Below are 17,771 nucleotides of genomic sequence, written 5' to 3' on the forward strand. Positions count from 1 at the left end.
TTCCGTTGAAATCCAGATGCCCAGCTTAGTCCACTCCCTGTCTCTCCGCAGTGTATGGGCAATCATGCGTTGACTCGCTCACGGAGGAAATCTTGAGGGAATCTTGGGACGCGGGCGGGCCCATTCCCTCTTTCCCCACGAGTGCATGGGCAGTCCTGCGGTGACGCGCACAGGGATCGGGGATGTACCTACTGGATTCTTGATTTTCAAGAAGCGCACTCGGCGTTCCGTGGGCTCTGTGTGTCTGTGTCTGCCGCCCATTCGGGTGGTGTCTGCCCATTCCGACGATGGGTTGTGAATCCTTGTCAAGAGGGGAGTGTCCCATGGGCGCTGTCGCACCTGCGAGTGGTCCGGGAGCAAAGGTAGACGCTGCCGAGCAGCAGCGAAAAGCGCAGGCGGACCAGCAGAAGGCGGAGGCGGCGAAGGTCGCCGCCGATGCCAGGATCAAGGCGGCGGCGGATGCCCGGAACGCCTTGCCTCCGGTCCGGCGCGCCGCGACTACCGCGCGACAGGAGAAGGCCGCCGCGGCCACGAACGCCAAGGACGCGAGCAAGGACGCGCGGAAGCCAGGGCAGACACCCTCGGAGGTGAAGAAGTCCAGTGCGGCCTCCGACACCGCGGAGAAGAAGCTCAAGGAGGCCACCGGGAAGTCGAAGGCCGCGGACGCGAAGCTTCAGGAGGCCGAGGAGAAGGCAGCCCTGGCCGCGACGCGCGCCGAGGAGGCCATGCGCAAGGCGAACGCGTTGGCCCTCGCGGAATGCAAGGCGCCGCCCTACAGCCAGAAGGACATCGACAAGGTCAAGCCGACGAAGAACGAGCTCGACTCGGCCTTCGAGGGCACGAGTCGAAAGGCGGAGCTGGAGAAGGTGTTGGGCTTGACGCCCCCGCCGCAGCGGAAGGCCGTACGCAAGCCGGAGAAGGGCGAGGCGCCTCCGAAGCCCCTTGACGCGGTGGACGCCAAGGACGCGAAGGCCGCCGCCCAGGTGCCCGATGGGAAGATGTACAAGGACCCGTCCTCTGGCGCGAAGTACCAGGTGAAGCAGAACGCCACCACGGGCGAGACGGTGCTGTCCGACGCGGCCAGCGGCAACACCGTCACCGTCAAGCCTGACGGCAGCTACACGTCCACGGTGACGTCGAAGGAGTCGACGAAGTCAGGCGGCACGCGCGAGACGACGTGGACGAAGTCGTCGGACGCACAGGGCAAGCCGACGCGCCTCGAGTCGCGCAAGAGCCAGACGGAGCAGCACCCGGAGACTGGCGCCACCACGACGACGTCCACCACGCAGTACGACGCTACGCGCTCGCCGCCAAGGCTCCAGTCGCGCACCGAGGAGGTGCGCATGGAGAAGCCGCCGGCGGCGCTGGCGCAGCGGCGCGGCACGCCCCAGGGCCCAGCGACGGTGAAGACGGAGACGCAATTCAACGCACAAGGCCTGCCGACGAAGCAGGTGAAGACGACGGAAATCCACACACCGGGCTTCAAGGCCAATGACGTGAGCGCCTTCGAGGCCGGTCAGGATTCGGCCCTGCGCAATGCCTCCAAGGGGGAGGACCACCACAGGACGAACAACGCCCCCACCACGCTCAAGCCCGGAGAGTCCAGCCTCACCATCACGGAGGAGACGTGCTTCAACGCCCAGGGAGAGCCCGCCGTCTCCACGCGGAAGACGGAATCGGTGGCCACCCAGGCGCTGAAGTCAGACAAGAACGGCAACGGCGTGCAGGTGGTGCGTACCCAGCAGGAGGTGACGCGCGGGCCCAAGGACTCCGCCTCCACCGACACGTTGCCCGCCCTCACCCCGAAGACGCCCGGCGCCGTCAACCAGCGCACCACGGTGACGGGGTATGACCCGGACGGCAGTCACTTCGACGGGGGGGACGCCAGCCGCTCGCGGACGGTGACCCAGTCCTCCGGCACCGTGGACGCCCACGGACAGATGCAGCTGAAGCACCGGCCCACCGAGGTCCAGAGCCTCCACGAGGCCAGCGACAACCGGTGGCGGTATGACCACCTCGGCTTCGACGTGGGCGCGGACGGCAAGCGGGTGCCGGGCCAGGAGCCCCGGCGGATCGACAAGGAACGTCAGCTCCCCTGGTACGAGGACGCGAAGGATTTCGCCACCGACGAGCTGAAGGCCCTGGCGGACACGGCTGACGACATCGCGGACGCCGCCTCCGACTTCGTGACGGCGCCACTGCAAGAGGCGCTGACAGATGAAATCAAGAAGCTGAACAGCGCCGGGGACTCGGTGTCGCTGAGCGGCAACCTGGACGTCAAGGTGGGGCTGAAGGGGGGAATCTCGGGCGAGGCCGCCATCGAGCGGACGGAGGACGGCAAGTACCAGCTGTCGGCGGAGGTGACTGCGGACGTGGGCGTGGGCCTGCTGGGCTCGGCGTCGGTGGGGGCCGGTGGCCGCATGGAGTGGAACTTCGACACGCCCGAGGAAGCAGCGAAGGCGGCCCTCACCCTGGGCAAGGGGCCCTCGGCGCTGACCCCGGGGAGCGAGGACCACGCGTTCCTCAGAGACCACCTGTCCGCGATGGAGGTGAACGTCACGGGCGAGGTGGAGGCGGGTATCGGTGGGAAGGCCGGCACGGGAACCGCAGAGCTGTCGGCCAGCCTGGGGGCGACGGGGGGCCTGCGGGTGGAGTTCGACAAGGGCAGGCCGACGCACCTGGTGAAGACGGTGGAGTTCGAGGGCTCGGGCGCGGCGGGAGTGGCCACGGGGCTCAAGGGCAAGGCGGACCTCGGCCTGGGCGGAGAGGTCAGCGGCTCGGTGAGCATCGAGACGAAGACGCCACTGGATGCGAGCAAGCTGGACGGCAACGACGTGCTGTCGTTCCTGACGGGCGCCAAGAGCGATGCGCTCGTGGGCCCCTCGGAGGCGAGCATCACCGTGGAAGGCTCGGCGGATAGGGGCAACCAGGGCCAGTACTTCACGGCGGAGGTGAGCGGGCTGTCCGACAAGGAAGTGCAGTCGGTGGCGGACACGTTGAAGGCCGGCAAGTTCGAGAACGCCTTCGACGACCTGCGGAAGGACGCGAAGGTCACCCAGGGGACCTTCAAGGATCGTGAGCTGGGCGTGGGGGCGAAGCTGGGCGTGGTGGACTTCGAGCTCAGCGCGCGGCACCGCGACGTGACGGCGGAAGGTGGTGGCGGCGGCGATGGAAGCACCACGGTCAGTCTTGGCGGCGGGAAGCGGCGTGGGGGCAGCGACGGGCCGTTGGGGGGCAATGGCCTGACGGGAGGCCCCAACCGCTCGACGGGCAATGAAGCAACTGGCGGAACGGGGCCGTCCTCGAAGAAGCCTGGGAACACTTCGACGGGAGGAGATGGGCAGCCCGGCTCGAAGGAGGGGGAGAAGTCATCCGCGAAGCTTCCTGGGGACACGACGGCGGATCGGGAACCGCCCAACGTGTATCGGGTGAATCCCTCGACGGGACGGCTCGGGCCCGTGCCGCCTCAAGATGGCGGGCCCTCGCGTGCAGGGAAGTCCGAAAAGCCAGGCGCCCCGGGGCCTGGCGCAGAGGGACGACCTCCGCATACGGAAGAGCAGGGCGAGAAGAGTTCCACCTCTGGACGCCACCCCGTTCCGGTAGTGAGGAACCCCGAGCTTCCCGGACGCACCACGCACGTGCGCTACGACGACGGGAAGGTGCGCATCGAAGCCGGGCCGGATGCCACGGACAAGGACATCCAGGCGCACATGGAGACGGCGCGTGTCCTCCAGCGCTACGAGGGGGCCGTGGGGAAGGTGCGCCAGCTCATCGACAAGGTGAAGCAAGTCCTCACGGGGATGCCGGGCTACGGCAGCCAGGGCTTCGAGTCGCGGCTGGAGGTGAAGAAGCTGTCCAGCATCCTTCAGGACCTGGAGGCCGCGCGGGCCCAGCTCGACGAGGGCATTACTGGAACGACGGCCAAGGCTACGCCAGCCACGGCTGCGCAGCTCGCGGACCTGGAGAAGCAGGTCTCCAGCGTGGAGAGCCAGCTTCGGACCCATGCTGCTCAGGTCGATTCCCTGGTGTCGGGCCGTGGTTACGTGGCGCGAGAGGATGATGTCGCGCCCGTGGGCGACCAGGATGGGCGGTTGCCACGAGACGTTCCTTCCTGGGTATCAGGGATTCTTCCTCCTCACATCTCTCCGAAGGATGTGGTGAGCCAGGAGGGGGGCATTCCGACGGTACCCAAGCCCAATAAAGCATACTGGGATGGCACGACACTCCATGTGACGGATCCCCTGGGTCATGTTGAATCCGTCGTAAATCGCGATCGAATCGATGCTTTGCGGAATGGTGTTCCTGCCTGGGTGGCTCGGGCGCTTCCTCCTCACATCAATCCGAACGACATCAAGATTGAAAACAGCAAGGTCACAAATGGGGCCCGGCTTAATGGGAATTTGAGAAGGCCAAAGGAAAACACTGCCTATTGGGTGGACGGACGGTATCTATACGTGACGGACAGCCGGGGGCGGGTTGCTTCCGTGGAAGGAGACCTCTACCTTGTCGGAAAGCAGGTTCGGAGCGAGTCAACACAGGGCTTGGCAGGCAGGGCATATCATTTCAATGAAAACGGGCGGAGGGCGCCCGTTGTGTTCAAAAGGGAGGTGGACGGGAAGACCGTCAGGAGGCACCTCAAATACCGGCACGATGAGGGCGGACATCTCATCGGCGCTCAATTTGGAGGGCCGCCCGAGTTCCTTAACTACGTTCCCCAGACCCGGTATCAGAACGGTTCCGTGACCAACCTTCCGTGGGACCCTCGCAGGCGCGGTGAAGCCCAAAGTGACGAGGAAGGGGATGAAGGCGTGGTCGCACCCGAGGATGCGTCTGCATCCGAGGATGGTGAGGCCTTACGCAATTGGCATGAATTCGAGATGCACTTGGCCGACCACCTCAGGGAGGGAGGGGCGGTTCGGGTGAGAATCAGGCCTCAGTTCATCAGTGCTGCAGAGAATCGCCCGGATGCGATTCGAGTGGATGGCGTCCTCATGACTCCGAACGGTGAAGTGGTTCGCGGTGATTGGAATTTCCATAACAGCGCCCGCATGGATGAGTTCAAAAGAGATTAGAGGTGAACTCAGAATTGCCTCAGAGCCTGTTGAAATGGAGCGAAAGGGCCGGTTCGTTGAACGAACAAGATGCCCGACCTCGCAATGCCCGAACGCACGCCGTACCCGAGTGACCTGACAGACGAGCAGTGGGCCCTCATCCGAAGCCTTCATCCACATTGCGATGACCGGCCTCATGGTGCGCCGCCTTGCGTAGCGGCCCAGTTCAACAGGCTCTGACTCCTGGCCGTCAGCCCAGCGTCAGCAGCGCCCCGCAGACCATCATCCCCACGCCCACGACGAGCTTCCACGACAGGGGCTCTCCCAGCAGGCCCCACGCCAGCACGAGCGTGAGCGCCAGGCTGAGCTTGTCGATGGGCGCCACCCGCGAGGCGGGAGCGAGCTGGAGCGCCCGGAAGTAGGCCAGCCAGGACAGGCCCGTGGCCACGCCGGAGAGCGCGAGGAAGAGGAGCGTGCGGCGGCTGAGGTGGGGGAGCGCGGCCCCCTCTCCCCGGGCCAGCGCGAGCGTCCAGGCGAAGACGAGCACCACCACGGTGCGCAGGGCGGTGGCGAGCGTGGACGGCACGCCCTCCACCCCCACCTTCGCGAGAATGGCGGTCAGCGCGGCGAAACCCGCGGAGGCCAGGGCGTAGATCCACCACGTCATGTGCGCGACTCCAGGGATGGCGACAGTGGACACCCAAAACAGAAGCCCAGCAACCCGGTGGGGTTGCTGGGCCTCTGACCACCGGACTTCCGTGAGGACTACCGGACGACGGTCAGCGCCGTGTCATCGATGAAGAAGCTCGTCTGCAGCGACGAGTCCTCCGTGCCGTTGAAGTAGATGCGGACGGTCTGGCCCTTGTACGCGGCCAGGTCGAACGTCCGCTGGACGTAGGCGGTGCCCTTGTCCAGGTTGCTGTACGTGGCCAGCGTGGCCAGCACCGTGCCCGCGCTGTTGCGGACCTGGACGGCCAGCTTGTCGTAGGCCGTCGTGGTCGTCGTCTCGGACGTAGTGATGCGCGCCCAGAAGGTGAACGTGGCGCTGCACGCCGTGGCGGGGATGGTGACGTCCTGGTAGGCGAACTCGGTGCGCGTGGCGCCGTAGCCGTTCAGGTAGGCCTTGTACGTGCCCGTGCGCGGCGCGCTGCCGGACGTGGTGCCGTCGATGACGCCGGACGACGTGGTCCAGCCCGTGTTGCCGCTCTCGAAGCCCGCGTTGGCGAGGAGCTGCTCGTTGATGGAGCAACTGCCCGTGCCGTTGTTCACCGTCACCGACACCGTGGAGGACGTGCCCACGTTGTTCGCCGCGTCATACGCCTTCGTGGTCAGCGCGTAGGTGCCGTTGGCCACCGTCGCCGTGTTCCAGGAGATGCTGTAGGGCGAGGCCGTCGCCGTGCCCAGGAGCGTGGTCCCCGCGTAGAACTCCACGCGCGACACGCCGACGTCGTCGGTGGCGCTGGCGCTCAGGCTCGCGGTGCCGCTCAGCGTGGCGCCGCCCGCGGGCGAGGTGATGGACGTCGTGGGCGGGGTGGTGTCACTGCCGCCGCCGCCGGTGATGAAGAGCGTGTAGAGCAGCTTGTTGGGCGAGCCCGTCCCCGGGCTGGTGACCTTGTTCGGCGTGGCGTTGTCCACCAGCGCGTCGCGCACCTGCGCGGGCGTCGCGGTGGGGTTGGCGCTCAGGTAGAGCGCCGCGGCGCCGGCCACGTGCGGCGACGCCATGGACGTGCCGCTCATGGACGTGCTCGACGAGTTGCCGGAGTTCGACGCGGACGTGATGCTCGAGCCCGGCGCGAAGATGTCCACGCACGTCCCGTAGTTGGAGAACGACGAGCGGGCGTCGCTGCTGGTGGTGGAGCCCACGGTGATGGCGTTGGGCGCGCGGGCCGGCGAGTAGTTGCAGGCGTTCGCGCTGTCGTTGCCGGCGGCGACCACCGTGGTGACGCCCGCGGCGATCAGCCGCTCCGTCGCGTCGTCGATGGCCTGGATGCCCACGTCGCCCAGGCTCATGTTGGCGACCGCGGGCTTGACGTGGTTGGCCGCCACCCAGTCGATACCGCCGATGACCTGCGCGTCGTTGCCGTAGCCCGTGCAGTCCAGCACGCGCACGCCGTGGAGGGTGACCTTCTTCGCCACGCCCCAGGTCGTGCCGCCCACCGTGCCCGACACGTGCGTGCCGTGGCCATGGCAGTCGGACGGGTCGCTGTCGTTGTCGATGAAGTCGTAGCCGTTGCCGATGCGGCCGGTGAACTCGGTGTGGGTCTGCCGGATGCCGGTGTCGATGACGTACGCGTGCACCCCGGTGCCGTCGACGTTGTACGTGTAGGAGCTGTTGCGCGGCAGGTCCCGCTGGTCGATGCGGTCGATGCCCCAGGTCGCGTTGGTCTGCGTCGCGGACACGTGGATGAGGCCGTTCTCCTGCACGTACGCCACGCGCGGGTCGGACAGGAGGCGGCGGGCCTCCGCCTCGCTCATGTTCGCCAGGAAGCCGCGGATGGAGTGCTCATACGTCCGCAGCACCCGGCCGCTGGTGAGGGACGTCAGCTCCCGGGCGATGTCCGCCGCCCCCTGCTGCCGGACCTCCTGCGCCGAATCGCGCAGGACCACGATGTACTCGTTGGGGATAGCCCGCTCGCGGCGGATCATCTGTGCCGTTTGACCGATCTGCTCGCTGTCGGACTCCGGGCCCTCCGGCATCGGGCCGCACGCCGCGGCCAGCAGGGAGATGGCGCTCACCGCCTGGGTCAGTTTCAGTTTCATTCGGCCTCTCAGGGAACGTGCGGGCACCGGGACGGATGCCCTCGCACAAACAGCGAAATTATATTTTCGAGAATAAGCGGTCAATCAAGGTGGGCGCGTCTTCCCTGCCGGCATGACACTCCGGCTTGAGGCGCTTTACATTGAGCGAACGTTCACTCAATGATGCGGGCATGCCTCGTACGGCTGACGCCAATGCGGTCCTCCGGGAGAAGACGCGGGAGCGCGTGCTCCAGGCCGCGGTGCGGCTCTTCTCCCGGCACGGCTTCGACGGGACCAGCGTCCGCGCGCTCGCGCAGGAGGCGGACATCGCCGTGGGGCTGCTCTATTCGCACTTCGAGTCGAAGGAGGCGGTGCTCCTGGCGCTGATGCAGTCGTCGATGCTGGACGTCGCGCGGACGCTGGAGGTGGCGGACCTGGAGCCCACCGCGCGAGGGTTCGTCACGGCGCTGCTCACGTCCGCCGTGGAGATGATGGACGCGCACCGGGACCTCTGGCGGCTGAGCCAGGGCCTGCGTCACCAGCCGGAGGTGCTGGCGCGGCTGAAGCTGCCGCTGGAGCACTTCCTGGGGGCCACGCACCAGCGGCTGAGAGAGGCGCTGGCCGCGCGCGGTGTGCCCGAGGCTGAAATTGAAGCGCGGGTGCTCTTCGCCATGGTGGAGGGCCTCTCCCAGCAATACGTGCAGCACGAAGGCGACTACCCCGCAGCCGCGGTGATCCGGGCCGCGGCCCGGCGGTGGCCCGCGACCTCCTCACGCAAGCGAAAGGCAGACACCCCATGAAGCGCTTGAAGGTTCCCGGCGGTGAGATGGCGTGGTGGGAGGAAGGGCAGGGCACGCCGGTGGTGCTGGTGCACGGGACGCCTTCGTCGTCGCGCGAGTGGCGGGACGTGGCCCGGCGGCTCTCACCGTCCTACCGCGTGCTCGCGCCGGAGCACCTGGGCTTCGGTGACAGCGAGCGGCCCGGGGACTGGCGCACCTATTCGCTGCCCTGGCACGTGGAGAACCTGCGCGCGTGGTTCGACCAGATGTCGCTGGGGCCCTTCCACCTGGTGGTGCATGACTTTGGCGGGCCCATCGCGTTGCCGCTCGCCATCGCGGCGCCGGAGCGCGTGCTGAGCCTCACCGTGGTGCAGAGCTGGCTGTGGGACCTGAAGGGCCCCAATGTCGACAACGCGCTGATGCGGTGGCTGTACCTGTCCTGGAACTTCTCCGCGCGGACGCTGGTGAAGATGTCCTGGGGGCGCCGCGCGAAGCTGACGCGGGAGCTGCACCAGTCCTTCATGTCTCAATTCCCGGACCGGGCGTCACGGATGGGCACGTGGGGCTTCGCGCGCTCCATCTCCCACGAAGGCCCGTGGATGGAGGAGCAGGGGCAGGGCCTGGGCCGGCTCGCGGACCTCCCGTCGCTGATCATCTGGGGCAAGGCGGACAAGGTCGTGAAGCCCGAGCACCTGTCTCGGTGGCGGCAGGCGCTGCCCCGGGCGCGGGTGCTGGAGCTGGAGGACGTGGGCCACTTCCCGCAGCTCGAAGCGCCTGACGCGGTGGGGGCCGCGCTGGTGGAGCAGATGGCGCGTGTGGGTCAGCCCCGCTCCATTGACGACGTGTCGCCGGCGCCCGTTTGATTCACGGCGTCCGCTGCTGCTCCCCAGGAGTCACCCCGTGCCTCATCCCAATGCCGAGACGGCGCTGGACATGCTGGAGTACTGCCGCTTCGCCTACAAGGCGTACGCCCAGGGGTGTGTGTACCCGATGGATCCGTTCTACGAATCCCATGGGGCCGGGATGTGGCAGGGCGCGCGGGACCGGGTGCTGGCCCAGGTGCACAAGCTGCTCGGCAGCGAAGCGGACATCCACAAGTTCGACCCCATTGAATACGACTTGAAGACCCCGCCGAACCCCCGGGACGGGGTCGTGTACCGGGGCGGCACGGGAGACGCTCCGTACATCCTGTTCCAACCCCGGGAGCTGGACCGCTCCATCTCCTTCTCCAAGGGCGTGGACCTGGAAGGGGAGGACATTCCCATCAAGGTCCAGGACTTCTTCGGGGAGAAGACGCTGCTGGGCCTGGAGCACTCCGAGGCGAGCGGTACGAAGCGCTGCTGCTACTTCCAGGGCAAGACGGGGATGACGCAGACGCACCCGAAGGCGGGCTGGCCCAGTTGGATGGGCGCCGCCATCTACGACCCCGGCCTCGAGCGGCTGACGGTCGTCTTCCGAGGCAGCCGGAGCGGGAGCGGCGGACGCGCGCTGGGGCAGGCGCTGGTCAGCAGCGTGGGGAGCCCGGACTGGGTCACCGACATGAACCACCTGAAGGAGGTGAGGGTCGGCCGGTTCAGCAACGCGAAGCTGTCCGCCGGCTTCTGGTACGCCTACAAGAGCTGCCAGGAGTCCCTGGCGGCGGCCTGCCTGGAGGCGATGCACGGCCGCGTCCCCCGGGAGATCATCTTCACCGGACACAGCCTGGGTGGCGCGCTCGCGCAGTGCGCCTATCTGGACCTGGCGGGCGGCACGCTGCTGGAGAAGGTCTACGCGAAGATCAAGAGCCGGGTGAGCGTCTGCTGTTACGCCATCTCCGCGCCGCCCGTCGTGCTCGGGGCGGACTCGAAGGCCAAGCTGGAGCTGCACATCGGCGGGGACGCGCAGGTGTTCCACTACTTCTCGCCGTACGACGCCGTGCACAACAGCAAGAAGGTGAAGACCTCCGCGGTGACGGCCGTGAACTCGGTGGTGGGCCTGTTCACGCATCCGCTCACGTCGCCGTGTCACCTGGGCGTGGAGATTCCCCTGAAGGACTGCACGCAGGCCTTCCCGGACGCGCATGAGCCCGAGGAGGTGCGCAAGGGGCTCGTCGGGCTCATCCGGAAGGAGAGCCGGATGGGCCTGCCCGCGGACCCGGGCTTCTGGCCCACGTTCTCCTTCAACCCCACCGGCCCGTGGGGGGCGTCGGTGCGGCCGGGTGGGGACTGGGCCGCGGAGGCGCTCGCGGCGCACCTGAAGATCGCGCTCATCACCAGCGTCTCGGAGTCGCGGGCGCGGGTGCGCGCGCAGCTCTGGGCGGACGTGGTCAAGGGCAGTGGGAAGAAGAAGGGCGACTACGAGGTCGTGGACGACACGGATGGGGCCTCGTTCGACGCCTTCTCCGATGCGTGTGGCCTGGTGGCGGAGCTGAGCAATCCCTTCACGGACAACCGCTCACGGAACAAGACGCAGCTACGGGCCCTGCGCAACGAGATGATCAAGTCCTACCAGGGCGCCTCGGGGCACAAGGCCTCCTCCAGCGTCTACTTCGTCATGCTCCAGTACCTGACCGCCGCGCAGTACGGGCTCGACATCGTTTGAGTCAGACGGCGGATGCGGGGGCGCTCGGAGGCCTCACTTCCGGTTCGCGCAGAAGGGGGCGTCGAAGGTCCCTGACAGGTCCGTCTTCGTTCCGGTGGACTTCTCCTGGACCTGGACCTCGAAGCTGCCAACGAGCCGGTCCGTCGTGGCGGTCGTCAGTTTGATGCTCCCGCTGGTGGCCACCGCGACGGTCTCCGGTTCTCCGTCCGCGAGGCTCTGCTGGATCTGGACGAACCCGGGACTGCTGGCGGTGCCGACCTCGAAGGTCCCTGTCGCAGGGGGACCGATGACCGAGACCATCACGTAGCGGGCCGGCGGAAGGACATAGCCGGCGTCCGCGGCGCTCGTGCAGAAGCCGGAGAAGTCGCTGTCGGCCAGGACGGCAATCGAGAGCGAGGTCCCGCCGTCGGGGCTGCGCGGGAGCAGCTCGCCGGACCAGGTCACCGGGAAGGCCTTGTCGCCCTGCAGGGACCCTACGCCCTCCGGCTGCTCCGACTTGGAGTCACAGGCAGGGAGGAAGAGCAGTCCGATGATGGGAAGGAGGGTCAGGCGCATGGGGCGTCCTCGATGAGCGGGGCAGGTGCTCCGGGGATCCTATGCGAACAGGGGGCGGGACGGGGGTGCGCGCGTCGCGACGAGGAACAGCCGGGGGAAGGGCAGCAGGACCGTCCCGTCGGGCAGGGCCGGGTAGGCCCGGGCAATCCCTTCCAGATAGCGGCCGAGGAAGGCTGTCTTCTCGCCTGCGTCGAGCGGTTCGAGGAAGGGCCGGAGACCCGAGCCCTTGAACCACTCCACCACCGCGCTGGCGCCTCCGGTCAGCGGGTGGAAGTAGGTCGTGCGCCAGACATCCACCGTGGCGCCGGCGTCGCGCAGCACGCGGAAGTACCAGCCGGCATCGTGGCGCTCCGTCCGGGCGCTCGCGGCTCCCTTCAGCGTGTCCGCCCAGGGCCCGGCGCTGGCGGTCTCCCGCATCAGCCGGTGGGACGGCTCCTCCAGGTTGTCCGGCATCTGCACGGCGAGGCTTCCACCCTCCGCCAGCTTGTGGAGGAGCGCGGGCAGCAGCGTGGCGTGGTCCGGCACCCACTGGAGCACCGCGTTCGCCAGGATGACGTCGTAGGGGCCCGGGTCGCTCCAGGTCGCGATGTCTCCCAGGTCGAAGCGCACGTCCGGCAGGCGCTTGCGCGCCGCGGTGAGCATGTCCGGTGAGCTGTCCATTCCGGTGATGGCGGCCTCGGGGAAGCGGGCGCGAAGCAGCTCCGTGGAGTTGCCGGGGCCGCAGCCGATGTCCGCCGCGCGCTTCACGTCGGCCGAGGAGACCCGCGCGAGCAGGTCCCGGATGGGGCGGTTCCGTTCGTCCTCGAAGCGCGTGTACTGCGCCGCTGACCAGTCCATGGGCGTCCCCTTTTTCGGGAACCTATCGCGTCATGGCGGTGTCATGGGGTGGCCATGTCTTGGCGGGCATGAGCTCGCCATTCGCGGATGGGTTAGCGTTCAATCATGCGCCTCTTTCGTGCTTCCGCCGTCGTGTTGCTGATGGGCGTCCTCGCCTCGGGGTGCAAACGGGACGCGGACGCGCCTCCCAGGGCCGCCGCTCCGAGCGCGCCGCCAGCGCCCTTCATCCAGGCGGGGCTGGTGGCGCCCGTCACCGTCGCGGGACAGCCGGACACGGGAGAGGTGGACCTCGCGGCGCTGCGCGACTCCGTGGCGGATCCCAAGGTGCTCTCCGAAGCCGAGGTCGCGGCGCTCTCGCCGGCCGGCAACCGTCCACCCGGGGCTCCGGGGCCCGCGGGTGCGCCCGTTCCGCCGAGACCGCGCGCCGTCGAGGCCCCCGGACTCGGGGAGACGGAGGCGTTGCCGGCCGCGGCGAACGAGGAGCTGGCACGCTCCGAGATGCGGGAGCGCGAGGCGCGTGCACGTGAAGAGCTCCGGGCCGCGGCCGACACCCAGGCGCGCGCCGAGCCGGAATCGGATGGCATCGAGGGCGGTGTCGTCGGAGGCGTCATTGGCGGCATGTCTGGAGTGCCAGCTCCTTCCGCCGCGCCCCCTCCTTCGGAGCAGCGCCGCAATCAGTTCATGCAGGTCATCAGGGGTGGCAGTGGCGCAGGCGCTGGAGGTTTTGGCTCCGGCTCCGGGCTGATGCCCGCGAAGAAGCAGGCCGCCAGGGCGGAGGATGCTCCGAAGCCGCTGCTGCCTCGTGTGGAGGCCACGCCTCGCGCCGCCAAGGTGCTGGTGATGGGGGATGACGGCCGCTACCAGCCCCTCAAGGCCCGCGCAGTGCGCGTCGTGACGTACATCCAGGGCGCCCGGGCGCGGACCGTGGTCGATCACCTCTTCGAGAACGACTCCGGCCGCAACCTGGAGGGCACGTTCTATTACCCGCTGCCCGGCGGCGCGACGGTGGCGGGCTTCGCGCTGTACTCGGGGGCGGTGGCGGTGGACACGCCCTCGCTGTTCCAGTCGCCGGACCTGCTGCCTCCCCTGGGGGAGGACTCGGTGGAGCTGGAGCGGCTCGCGGCCTCCGCGCCGCCCTCGGCCCGGGGCGCGAAGCGCTCCTGGGGTGACATCCAGGAGGCCCGCGTCGTGGAGCAGAAGCGCGCGCGGGAGGTGTACGAGGACGTCGTGCGCCGCAACGTGGACCCCGCGCTGCTCGAATGGTCGGGCGCGTCCACGTTCAGTGCCCGCGTCTTCCCCCTGCCGCCCAGGTCCCTCAAGCGCGTCGTCATCGCGTATGAGCAGACGCTCCTCTTCGACGGAACCCACCTGCGCTACACGTGGCCGCTGCCTCCTGACGCGGGCAAGGAGTTGCGTGTCACCGCTCGGGTCCACGTGGATCCCCGCCAGGTCTCGCAGGTCCTCGTGCAGCCGGAGGCGGTGGTCACGAAGCGCGGCAAGCTGGACGCCTGGTGGGTCTACGACCTTCCCAAGCTCGCCGGGGACGGAGCGCTGAGCGTGGCCCTGAAGCCCCAGGGCGCGGACGCGGACGTGCTGGTGGGCTCGGACGACGCGGGGCTTCCGGGCCGCGCCTTCCACGCGCGGGTGCGGCTGCCGGAGCGGCTCACCTCGGGCGCGGAGGGGCCTGCCACGGGCCGCGCGGTGCTGGTGGTGGACACGTCCCTGTCCGCCGAGGACGGCAACGCGTGGGCCATCCAGGCGGCCACGCTGCGCGCCCTCCTGGAGAAGGACGCGACGCTGAAGGAGTACGCGGTGCTCCTCTTCGACGTGCGTCCGCGCTGGCTGCACGGGCCGGGCTTCCGCCCGAACGACGCGGCGAACCGGCAGGCCAGCTTCGCGGAGTTGGAGCGCGTCTTCCTGGAGGGCGCGTCCCATGTGGACGGCGCGCTGGAGGAACTGGACCGCGCCGGGCGTGAGTGGCTCAAGCCCTCCGCGCCGGGAGAGCGGGTGACGGCCTTCCTTCTCTCCGACGGCAACATCACGTGGGGGCAGAGCCGCGTGGACGCGCTGCTGTCCCGGCACCCGTGCGTGGAGTCGCTGCGCTGGGTGACGTACCGCTTCGGCGAGGCGGCGGTGAACACGGAGCTCTTCGACGCGCTGGCCCGCTCCAGCGGCGGGCGTGTCGTGAACGTCCTGTCCGCGGCGGAGGTGGACGCCGCCGCGAAGGCGCACCGCGCGGCGTCCGTGGTGCTGTCCCGCGTGTCGGTGGTGGGCGCGGACGTGAAGGACCTGGTGGTGGCGGGCCGGCCCCGGCTCGTCTTCCCCGGACAGGAGCTGCAGGTGGCGGGGCGGCTGCCGGGCAAGGGGGAGGCGGCGTTGGAGGTGGTGACCCAGGCCGGCACCGGGCCCGAGCGCACGCTGCGCATCGACCTTCCGGCGGACGCCCACAGCACGTTCGCGCCCCGGGCGTGGGCGGAGCTCTTCGTGTCCCAGTGGGTGTCCCTGGATGACGAGCGCCTGGACCGGATGGTGGTGGCGCTCAGCCAGCACTACCGGCTGGCCAACGCCCGCGCGTCCATGCTCGTGCTGGAGTCCGAGGGCGATTACACGCGCTACGCCATCCGCGACGAGCAGGTGGACCTGGCGAACCTGGAGTCGCTGCGGCGCAGGGAGGAGGATCAGCGCCGCGACAAGCTGCTGGGCATCGCGCTGGACGACGTGCCCGCCGAAGGCCGCGCGGTGGTGGCCGGGCTCGCCGGTCAGAAGGGGCTGCCCGCGCTCCTGCGGCGCCAGCCGCTGCGGGACGCGCCCTACGCGGGCGGTGACGAGCGGATCGCGGCCGAGCTGGCCTACCGCAAGGCGCGGCGGGAGAACCGCGACGACGTGATGATCTACGAGGCCGTGGCGCGCCGCCGCGCCTTCTCCGGGGACACCTGGGGCGCGGTGCGTGCGCTGTCGTCTCCCGTGGAGCTGCGGCCCCGCGACGCGGAGGCGCTGCGGCTGGTGGGGTACGGCCTGCTGGCGCTGGGGCAGTACCCGGCGGCGGCGGAGCTCTTCGAGCACGTGCGCCTCAGCCGCCCCTTCGAGGCGCAGGCCTTCCTGGAGGAGGCGCTCGCGCTGGACGCGGCCGGGCGCTACTCGGAGGCCGCCCGGAACTACGAGATTGTCCTGGCGCGGCCCTGGAGGCGCCATGGCGACGAGCTGCGGACGGTGGCGGCCTTCCACTACGCCCGGATGCTGGCGGGGCTGGAGCGGCAGCCACGGCTCGCGGAGGTGGCCCCGGTGCTCAAGGCGCGCCGCGCCGGGCTGCGGGGGCCCGGCGGTGAGGGGATGTTCGCGGACGTCCGGCCCATCGACTACCAGCTCACCACGCACTGGAACTCGGACAGCACGGACATCGACCTGTGGGTCATCGAGCCGGACGGGGAGAAGTGCTTCTACCAGCACAAGCAGACGTCGCTGGGCGGGCAGTTGTACTGGGACATCACGGATGGCCTGGGGCCGGAGCTGTACCACGCGCGGAAGGCGGCGCCGGGGCCGTACCACGTGCTGGTGCACTACTACGGCAACCGCTCGTCGCGGTACGTGGTGCCCACCGCGCTTTTGCTCGTGAGCGACCGGAACGTCTTCACGGCCGACGACGCGGCCCAGCGGCGCTTCCAGGTGCGCATCCTGCCCAACACGAACGCGCGTCTGTTGTTGCGGCGAGAGGAGCTGGTGGCGTCGAAGGACCGCGTGGCGGCGCAGCCCTCACCGTGAGGTCCGCTCGCGCGGGGGCTCCGCTTCCTGCGCGAGCAGCCATGCGGCGATGGCCTGCTCACAGGCCTCGGGGTGGTCCAGGAAGGCGAAGTGCCCGCTGTCCACCTCGAACCAGGTCGCGCGCCGTCCCAGGCGCGTGGCCACGTCCCTCATGATGCGCGTGGGCATCATCGTGTCGCGGGTGCCCTGCACGAGCAGGACGGGGGCCCGTGGCGCTGGCGCCCGCGCCTCGGCGCCGGAGATCAGCACCAGCCCGCGCAGCTCGATGCCAGCAGGCAGGGGCCGGCCGCCGAGTACGTGCGCGCCCACCGCGCCGTTGGACAGCCCCGCGAGGTACACGCGGCGGATGCCCTGGTCCCGGAGCCAGACCAGGGTGCGCTTGAGCGTCCTCGCGCCGTCCGCGCTCCACCAGTCACCCCGGGGACCCACGGAGGGGCAGACGGTCCTCGCGGAGATGGCCCGGGCGGCCCGGGCCAGTTGCCAGCAATACACGGTGAAGTTGCCGGCGTAGCCGTGGAGCATCACCACGGCCGTGTCGGGGCTCGGCTGCTCGGGCGTGATGACCACCGTGTCGAAGGCCTCCGGTGACTGGCGCCCCAGCCACGTGGAGATGGCGGGCGTCGCCACCAGCCCCTCCTCCCGGGCGAGCCGGTCGAACGCGGACTCCAGCGCGGGAATGAACCGCGCCGCGTCCGAGGCGGGGACCCTCCGCGTGCGCCAGAGGACATGGGCCGCGAGGAGCGTGCCGTCGCGCTCGTCCACCAGCCGGTTGAGGTAGCGCGTCCCCGGCGCGGGCAGGAGCCCGGTGCGCACCCGCGGGCCCTCCGCGCCCACGAGCCGGACCGCCGCGACCGCGACGAGGAGCCCCAGGCCCGCGCGCGTCAGGCCGCCGCGCGTTCGCCAGGGCTTCGTGAGGAGCCCCAGCGAAAGGACCACGCCTCCCACCGCATAACCCCAGCCTGACGCCGACGCGCCGATGCAGGCGGCCAGGACGAAGAGCGCGACGGCGGGAGGGCCCACGAGGAGCCCGAGGAGAAAGGCCGCCCTCGCGCGCGGATGCCTTGAAGCGTTCATGCCGCGAGCATCGCGGCGGGCGCCGCCGGGAGGTCCTCCCCGCTCCCGGGCGGCTCCAGGTCACGGGTGAGCGGTCGTTTTCCCGGGCCCTGCCGTCACGGGCACTGCGAGATGCAGTACGCGCGGTAGCTGTTGCAGTAGTAGGGGTCGCCGCCGCCGAAGTAACACTGGTAATACTTCTGGTCGCACGCGTCGGTACAGGCGCTCGGGACCGCCATCTCGACGACGCGGTTCGCCTCCTCGGGGCTCATGGGCTCCAGCTCCTCGGCGCCGCCGCAGCCCGCGAGCAGTCCAACGGCCATCAGTCCGGCAATGATTGCCACGCGCATTCACATCTCCTGGTCTTTTGGGGGAAGGGGTGCTGCCCCGCCAGGATAGCGCTGTCTTCCAATGCCGG

Annotated in this window: 13 protein-coding genes; 5 read left to right on the forward strand and 8 right to left on the reverse strand. The window is 69.3% G+C overall.

Features of this window, described 5'->3' with window-relative positions; translation table 11 throughout:
- Positions 1–772: 772 nt before the first annotated feature.
- Together K8612_RS19505 and K8612_RS19510 are read right to left on the reverse strand one after the other, a co-directional pair.
- Positions 773–1,105 carry a hypothetical protein gene (locus tag K8612_RS19505; protein WP_223763379.1) on the reverse strand — a complete coding sequence of 111 codons (333 nt, stop codon included), beginning with the start codon at positions 1,103–1,105 and terminating at the stop codon, positions 773–775.
- 12 nt (positions 1,106–1,117) lie between these two features.
- Positions 1,118–1,345: a hypothetical protein gene (locus K8612_RS19510; RefSeq protein ID WP_223763380.1), complete on the reverse strand. Its 228-nt coding sequence runs from the start codon at positions 1,343–1,345 to the stop codon at positions 1,118–1,120.
- Between K8612_RS19510 and K8612_RS19515 the strand changes: the two genes are divergently transcribed.
- Positions 1,344–5,072: a DNA/RNA non-specific endonuclease gene (locus tag K8612_RS19515; RefSeq protein WP_223763381.1), complete on the forward strand. Its 3,729-nt coding sequence runs from the start codon at positions 1,344–1,346 to the stop codon at positions 5,070–5,072. The two genes, K8612_RS19510 and K8612_RS19515, sit on opposite strands and share 2 nt — an antisense overlap.
- A gap of 229 nt (positions 5,073–5,301) precedes the next feature.
- On the opposite strand, the gene K8612_RS19520 is transcribed toward K8612_RS19515, so the two are convergent.
- Together K8612_RS19520 and K8612_RS19525 are read right to left on the reverse strand one after the other, a co-directional pair.
- The gene (locus K8612_RS19520; protein WP_223763382.1) at positions 5,302–5,718 is read right to left on the reverse strand and encodes an EamA family transporter; all 417 of its coding nucleotides are present in this window, start codon (positions 5,716–5,718) and stop codon (positions 5,302–5,304) included.
- A gap of 98 nt (positions 5,719–5,816) precedes the next feature.
- Complete coding sequence (locus K8612_RS19525) at positions 5,817–7,811, reverse strand: S8 family serine peptidase (protein WP_223763383.1); 1,995 nt, start codon at positions 7,809–7,811, stop codon at positions 5,817–5,819.
- Between the two features lie 170 nt (positions 7,812–7,981).
- Between K8612_RS19525 and K8612_RS19530 the strand changes: the two genes are divergently transcribed.
- The 3 genes from K8612_RS19530 to K8612_RS19540 are packed head-to-tail and all read left to right on the forward strand — an operon-like array spanning position 7,982 to position 11,149.
- Positions 7,982–8,590 (forward strand): TetR/AcrR family transcriptional regulator, encoded by a 609-nt coding sequence (locus K8612_RS19530; RefSeq protein WP_223763384.1) that lies wholly within the window; start codon positions 7,982–7,984, stop codon positions 8,588–8,590.
- The gene (locus tag K8612_RS19535; RefSeq protein WP_223763385.1) at positions 8,587–9,432 is read left to right on the forward strand and encodes an alpha/beta fold hydrolase; all 846 of its coding nucleotides are present in this window, start codon (positions 8,587–8,589) and stop codon (positions 9,430–9,432) included. The genes K8612_RS19530 and K8612_RS19535 overlap by 4 nt, the downstream gene beginning before the upstream one ends.
- A 37-nt stretch (positions 9,433–9,469) precedes the next feature.
- Positions 9,470–11,149 carry a hypothetical protein gene (locus K8612_RS19540; RefSeq protein ID WP_223763386.1) on the forward strand — a complete coding sequence of 560 codons (1,680 nt, stop codon included), beginning with the start codon at positions 9,470–9,472 and terminating at the stop codon, positions 11,147–11,149.
- Between the two features lie 33 nt (positions 11,150–11,182).
- On the opposite strand, the gene K8612_RS19545 is transcribed toward K8612_RS19540, so the two are convergent.
- Complete coding sequence (locus K8612_RS19545) at positions 11,183–11,704, reverse strand: hypothetical protein (protein WP_223763387.1); 522 nt, start codon at positions 11,702–11,704, stop codon at positions 11,183–11,185.
- Positions 11,705–11,743: 39 nt separating this feature from the next.
- Positions 11,744–12,541 (reverse strand): trans-aconitate 2-methyltransferase, encoded by a 798-nt coding sequence (tam, locus tag K8612_RS19550; RefSeq protein WP_223763388.1) that lies wholly within the window; start codon positions 12,539–12,541, stop codon positions 11,744–11,746.
- Positions 12,542–12,646: 105 nt separating this feature from the next.
- On the opposite strand from tam, the gene K8612_RS19555 reads away from it, so the two are divergent.
- Positions 12,647–16,300 carry a VIT domain-containing protein gene (locus tag K8612_RS19555; protein ID WP_223763389.1) on the forward strand — a complete coding sequence of 1,218 codons (3,654 nt, stop codon included), beginning with the start codon at positions 12,647–12,649 and terminating at the stop codon, positions 16,298–16,300.
- Here the strand turns inward: K8612_RS19555 and K8612_RS19560 are convergent.
- On the reverse strand, positions 16,292–17,374 hold the full coding sequence (locus K8612_RS19560; protein ID WP_223763390.1) for an alpha/beta hydrolase: 1,083 nt from the start codon (positions 17,372–17,374) through the stop codon (positions 16,292–16,294). The genes K8612_RS19555 and K8612_RS19560 overlap by 9 nt on opposite strands.
- A gap of 95 nt (positions 17,375–17,469) precedes the next feature.
- The gene (locus tag K8612_RS19565) at positions 17,470–17,703 is read right to left on the reverse strand and encodes a hypothetical protein (RefSeq protein ID WP_223741596.1); all 234 of its coding nucleotides are present in this window, start codon (positions 17,701–17,703) and stop codon (positions 17,470–17,472) included.
- Positions 17,704–17,771 lie beyond the last annotated feature (68 nt).

Source organism: Corallococcus sp. AS-1-6 (assembly GCF_020037015.1).
Lineage (GTDB): Bacteria > Myxococcota > Myxococcia > Myxococcales > Myxococcaceae > Corallococcus.

Bases quoted from the DNA above. Each gene is read 5' to 3' on its own strand.
- K8612_RS19515 (WP_223763381.1), top strand. From the start codon at position 1,344: ATGGAGAAGCCGCCGGCGGCGCTGGCGCAGCGGCGCGGCACGCCCCAG.
- K8612_RS19510 (WP_223763380.1), bottom strand. From the start codon at position 1,345: ATGCGCACCTCCTCGGTGCGCGACTGGAGCCTTGGCGGCGAGCGCGTA.
- K8612_RS19520 (WP_223763382.1), bottom strand. From the start codon at position 5,718: ATGACGTGGTGGATCTACGCCCTGGCCTCCGCGGGTTTCGCCGCGCTG.
- K8612_RS19525 (WP_223763383.1), bottom strand. From the start codon at position 7,811: ATGAAACTGAAACTGACCCAGGCGGTGAGCGCCATCTCCCTGCTGGCC.
- K8612_RS19530 (WP_223763384.1), top strand. From the start codon at position 7,982: ATGCCTCGTACGGCTGACGCCAATGCGGTCCTCCGGGAGAAGACGCGG.
- K8612_RS19535 (WP_223763385.1), top strand. From the start codon at position 8,587: ATGAAGCGCTTGAAGGTTCCCGGCGGTGAGATGGCGTGGTGGGAGGAA.
- K8612_RS19545 (WP_223763387.1), bottom strand. From the start codon at position 11,704: ATGCGCCTGACCCTCCTTCCCATCATCGGACTGCTCTTCCTCCCTGCC.
- tam (WP_223763388.1), bottom strand. From the start codon at position 12,541: ATGGACTGGTCAGCGGCGCAGTACACGCGCTTCGAGGACGAACGGAAC.
- K8612_RS19555 (WP_223763389.1), top strand. From the start codon at position 12,647: ATGCGCCTCTTTCGTGCTTCCGCCGTCGTGTTGCTGATGGGCGTCCTC.
- K8612_RS19560 (WP_223763390.1), bottom strand. From the start codon at position 17,374: ATGAACGCTTCAAGGCATCCGCGCGCGAGGGCGGCCTTTCTCCTCGGG.
- K8612_RS19565 (WP_223741596.1), bottom strand. From the start codon at position 17,703: ATGCGCGTGGCAATCATTGCCGGACTGATGGCCGTTGGACTGCTCGCG.